Source organism: Caenispirillum bisanense, assembly GCF_039523075.1.
GTDB lineage: Bacteria > Pseudomonadota > Alphaproteobacteria > Rhodospirillales > Rhodospirillaceae > Caenispirillum > Caenispirillum bisanense.
Window position 1 is genome coordinate 1 of the sequence record NZ_BAAAEP010000107.1, and the last position, 4,289, is coordinate 4,289.

The 4,289-nt window shown below is 75.7% G+C and carries 6 protein-coding genes; 2 read left to right on the plus strand and 4 right to left on the minus strand.

Translation table 11 applies throughout. The annotated features are described in order from the left end of the window. A partial coding sequence (locus ABD056_RS22500) for a dihydrofolate reductase family protein (protein ID WP_343870504.1) occupies positions 1-265 on the plus strand: 265 nt, incomplete at its 5' end. 9 nt (positions 266-274) lie between these two features. On the opposite strand, the gene ABD056_RS22505 is transcribed toward ABD056_RS22500, so the two are convergent. From ABD056_RS22505 to ABD056_RS22520, 4 genes are read right to left on the minus strand one after another with little or no spacing between them, the layout of a single operon-like run. Beyond that, positions 275-1,198: a class I SAM-dependent methyltransferase gene (locus ABD056_RS22505; protein ID WP_343870506.1), complete on the minus strand. Its 924-nt coding sequence runs from the start codon at positions 1,196-1,198 to the stop codon at positions 275-277. After that, on the minus strand, positions 1,195-2,253 hold the full coding sequence (locus ABD056_RS22510; protein WP_343870508.1) for a glycosyltransferase family 4 protein: 1,059 nt from the start codon (positions 2,251-2,253) through the stop codon (positions 1,195-1,197). Before ABD056_RS22510 ends, ABD056_RS22505 begins: the two co-directional genes overlap by 4 nt. After that, the gene (locus ABD056_RS22515; RefSeq protein WP_343870514.1) at positions 2,250-2,654 is read right to left on the minus strand and encodes a 6-pyruvoyl trahydropterin synthase family protein; all 405 of its coding nucleotides are present in this window, start codon (positions 2,652-2,654) and stop codon (positions 2,250-2,252) included. The genes ABD056_RS22510 and ABD056_RS22515 overlap by 4 nt, the downstream gene beginning before the upstream one ends. 16 nt (positions 2,655-2,670) lie before the next feature. Beyond that, the gene (locus ABD056_RS22520) at positions 2,671-3,663 is read right to left on the minus strand and encodes a zinc-dependent alcohol dehydrogenase (RefSeq protein WP_343870510.1); all 993 of its coding nucleotides are present in this window, start codon (positions 3,661-3,663) and stop codon (positions 2,671-2,673) included. Between the two features lie 77 nt (positions 3,664-3,740). On the opposite strand from ABD056_RS22520, the gene ABD056_RS22525 reads away from it, so the two are divergent. Next, positions 3,741-4,289: CDP-alcohol phosphatidyltransferase family protein (locus tag ABD056_RS22525; protein ID WP_343870512.1), on the plus strand; the 549-nt coding region annotated here is incomplete at its 3' end.

A 4,289-nucleotide genomic window follows, 5' to 3' on the forward strand; every position in this document is an offset into this window, starting at 1 on the left:
GTGCGCGGAAGGCGCGCGCCGCACCGTCTCGGCCTTCTTCGCCGCCGGGCTGCTGGACCGCCTGCAGGTGTGCATCGCGCCGCTGCTGATCGGGTCCGGCGTGCCGGCCATCACCCTGCCGGCGATGGCGACGGTGAGCGAGGCGGCGCGTCTGGGCGGCCGCTGGCTGCCCATGGGCGCCGACATGCTGTTCGACTGCCCGCTGCCGGCCGCAACGCCGGCGGCAGCCTCCGCCCCGGCGCCGGCTTCCGCCACACTGCCCTGACGCCGCGCCTCAGGGGTGGGCGAGCAGGTCGAGGTGACCGATCCGCAGCCGCCCCCTGCCCCGTTCCGCCGCCAGCAGCCGCGCCTCGCGCCAGGCCGCCACCGCGTCCTGGCGGGCGGCGGCGGCCATGGCGGCGGCGGCGCGGGCATGATCCTCAATCACCGCCCGCTGCAGCCGCACCGTTTCCGGCCCGGCGTCCCAGTCGCTCGGCTGGGTGGCGACCTGATAGCCGAGGGCCTGGAAGACATCGGCCATGGCCTGCGGCGCCGCCGGCCCGAGCGCCGGGCCGAAGCCCTTGTCGCCCGTCTGGTGACGGCGGACCAGGGCCTGCACCTCGGCATCGAGCGGATCTTCCGGCAGGAAGGCGACCTCGCCGGTCACCGTCAGCGCCGCCAGCACCATTGCACCGGCCTGCACCGCCCGCTGCGCCACCACCGCCAGCCATTCGGCCGACACCAGATCGACCAGCGCCGAGCAGGTGACCACGTCGACGCCGGAGAAATCCAGGTCGTCCACCGTCGCCGCCAGGTCGCGCAGTTCCAGCTCGACGCGGTAGCGGAAGCCTTCCGGCGCATCCAGGCTGAGAATGGTCTCGTCGCCGTCCTCCCACCGCTGCACCAGCCCGGCCGCCTCCGCCCACGGGCGGGTGCGGTTGGGCAGCTCGCGCAGCAGCAGCGGGTCGCGGTCGATGCAGCGCCACGTCTGCGGCACCGGCAGGCACGGCGCCAGGGTGCGCAGGTTGGCGCCGGTGCCGCAGCCGAGGTCGACCACCGACAGGCCGCGGTCGCGCGGCAGCAGGTCGGCCAGCCGGTGAACCAGGGCGACGGCGCGGGCAGATCGGTCGAGCGGTTCGCGCAGGGTCAGCCAGTCGGCGGTGAACAGCGAGGCATCGGGGCCGGGGGCGGGGGCGGCGTCGAGGGCGGCGGCGATCATGACAGCTCGTTCAGCGCGGCGGCGAAGGCGGCGGACTGCGCCGGCCAGCCCGGCAGACGCAGCCGCGCCGCCAGCGCCCGCTGGCGCAGTGCGTGGCGGCGGGCCGGATCGTCCATCAGGCCGGCAAGGGCCGCCCCCAGCGCCGCCGCATCGCCCGGCGGCACCAGCACGCCGCCGCCGGCCGGCACCGTGGCGGCAATGGCACCGCCGGTGGTGGAGACGATGGGAAGACCGCGCGCCACGGCTTCGCTGAACACCATGCCATACCCCTCGTAATAGGACGCCAGCACGAACAGGTCGGCGGCATCGTAGAGCGCCGCCAGGGCATCGTCGGCAACGGCGCCCGCCAGCGTGATGCGGTCCGCCAGTCCGGCCGCGGCGATCAACGAACGGAGGTGGTAGCCCGTTGCAGGGTCGCGCTCCGGCCCGGCGATGGTCAGGTGCCAGGGGCGACCGGCCAGCGGACGCAGCGCCTCCACCAGCACCGCATGGCCCTTGCGCGGCACCAGCGCCCCCACCGCCAGCAGCGCCACCGCCCCCGGCCCCAGGTGAGCCGCCCCGCCGCCCCGGGCTTCCGGCGCCGGATCGGTGCCGGGGATGACGACGCGGATATCCTCCGCCGCCACGCCGTAGTCGCGGGCCAGCACGGCGCCGGTGGTCGGGCTGGTGGCGATCACCCGCCGCGCCGCCGCCAGCGCCGCCCGCTCCGCCTCGCGGAAGGCGGCGGCGATGGCGGCGTCGAGGCCGCTTTCCAGCGCCAGCGGATGATGCACCAGGGCGACCAGCCGCACCCCGCCCGCCGCCGCCCGTGCCGCCGCCTGCGGCAGCACGCCGAACGCCAGCCCGTCGACCACCGCCACCGCCCCGGCCGGCAGCGCCGTCAGCACCGCCTCCGCCGCCGCCAGGTCGCGGGCGGAGGGATAGGGAAAGGCCTCCGCCAGTTCATGCACCGTCACCGCCCGCCCCAGCGCCCGCAGCCCCTCCACCATGCGGCGGTCGTAGACCGTGCCGCCGGTCAGTTGGTCGAGCGGGCCGGGCAGCAGCAGGTGGATCATCGCGGCAGGTCCGCCTCAAACGAGGCCCAGGCGACGTGGCTTTCGTGCAGCGTCACCTTGAGGCCGCACAGCCCGTCGCCGCCCGCCCCCAGGGCGCCGGAGCGCACATGGTCGGCAAGCCGGGTCCAGATGGCGTAGGCGAGGAATTCGGTGGTGGTGTTGCGGCCGGCGAAGGCCTCCTCCTCGTCCAGGTTGCGGAAGTTGAGGTCGCCCAGCACGTCCTTCAGCAGCGCATGGGCGGCGCCGATGTCCACCACCACGCCGTCGGCATCCAGCTGGCGGCGGCGGAACTCGGCATCGACCACATAGGTGGCGCCGTGCAGCCGCTGGGCGGGGCCGAACACCTCGCCGCGGAAGCTGTGGGCGATCATCACGTGGTCGCGGACGCAGACGGTAAACATGAACGGCACGGCTCCTTCAGGAGTGCGGATAACGGATGCGGTGGCACAGCACGCTGCCGGCCGCCTCCGGGGCGAGCAGGCGCGGCATCACCCGCGGCAGGTCGGCGAAGGCATCCTCGCCGGAGATCAGGGCATCGAGCGCCGGGTCGGCCGCCAGCAGGTGGAGCGCCGTCGCCAGCCGGTCGGCATGGCTGCGGCGAGGCCGGCGGGCCGGCGCCACCGCCCCCACCTGCGACGACAGCAACCTCAGTCGGCGGCTGTGGAACGCTTCACCAAGGGGCAGCGTCACCGCCGCATCGCCGTACCACGACAGGCACAGCACCGTTGCCTCCGTCCCCGCCAGCGCCAGGGCGGTTTCCAGGGCGGCCGGATTGCCCGAGGCTTCCACCACCAGATCGGCGTCGCCCGGCGCCTCCTGCGGCGGGCAGAAGGACAGGCCGAGGCGCTCCGCCACGGCCCGGCGGCCGGGCGCGGGATCGGCCAGCGTCACCCGCACCCCCGGCACCTGCGCCGCCAGCCGGGCGACCAGGCATCCGACCACGCCGGCGCCAAGCACCACCACCCGGTCGCCCACGCACGGCGGCGCATCCCACAGGGCGTTGACGGCGGTTTCCATGTTGGCGGCGAGCACCGCCCGCTCCGGCGGCAGCGAAGGCGGCAGCGGCACCAGCGCCGCCGCCGGCACGACGAAGCGGTCCTGGTGCGGATGCAGGCAGAACCCGGCCCGCCCGAGCAGGTCCGCCGGCCCCGCCTCCACCACCCCGACGGCGCAATAGCCGTACTTCACCGGAAAGGGAAACTCGCCGGCCTGGAACGGCGCCCGCATGGCGGTTTGCTGGCTGGCCGGAACGCGGCCGTGGAAGACGGTGGCCTCGGTGCCGCGACTGATGGCGGTGAACAGGGTCCGCACCAGCGCCTCCCCCTCCCCCGGCGCTGGCGGCAGCGGCTCCGGCCGCAGCTCGCCCTGGCCGGGGGCGGTGGTCCAGAAGGCGGTGGCGTTGATCGGCATGGGCTCCTTGCGCGTAGACGGATTGTGGAACGGTGCTCGCGCATATACGCGCGGTGCGGGCAAAAGGAGCGCGGACGATGACGCCCCTGCGGCGCGATACCCTCGTCACCCTGGGCGGCGGCGGCCTGGTGCTGGCGGCCCTGGCGGCGGCGCCCTGGGCGGCGCTGGGGCTGCCGTGGCGGTTTCCGCTGGCGGCGGCGGCGCTCTATGGCCTTGCCCTGCCGCTGATCTGGCTGGCGCTGCCGGCCCGGCTGCCGGGCGACCGCTTCGGTGCCGCCAACGCGGTGACCCTGGTGCGGCTGGCGGCGACGGCGGTGCTGGCGGCCGCCGCCGTCGCCCTGCCGGCGGCCGAACTGACCGCGCCGGCGGTGGCGTGGACGCTGGCGGCACTGGCGGCGGCGGCGCTGGTGCTGGATGGCGTCGACGGCTGGGTGGCGCGGCGGCAGCGGCTGGCGTCGGCCTTCGGGGCGCGCTTCGACATGGAACTGGACGCCGCCTTCATGCTGGTGCTGGCGGTGCTGGCATGGCGCATGGAGCGGGCCGGCGGCTGGGTGCTGGCGGCGGGGCTCGCCCGCTATGCCTTCGTCGCCGCCCCCCTGCTGCTGCCGCGCCTGCGGGCGCCGCTG

What these genes read in the sequence shown, in the direction of transcription:
- ABD056_RS22510 (WP_343870508.1), bottom strand. Translation starts at nt 2,253, where the DNA reads ATGATCCACCTGCTGCTGCCCGGCCCGCTCGACCAACTGACCGGCGGC.
- ABD056_RS22520 (WP_343870510.1), bottom strand. Translation starts at nt 3,663, where the DNA reads ATGCCGATCAACGCCACCGCCTTCTGGACCACCGCCCCCGGCCAGGGC.
- ABD056_RS22505 (WP_343870506.1), bottom strand. Translation starts at nt 1,198, where the DNA reads ATGATCGCCGCCGCCCTCGACGCCGCCCCCGCCCCCGGCCCCGATGCC.
- ABD056_RS22515 (WP_343870514.1), bottom strand. Translation starts at nt 2,654, where the DNA reads ATGTTTACCGTCTGCGTCCGCGACCACGTGATGATCGCCCACAGCTTC.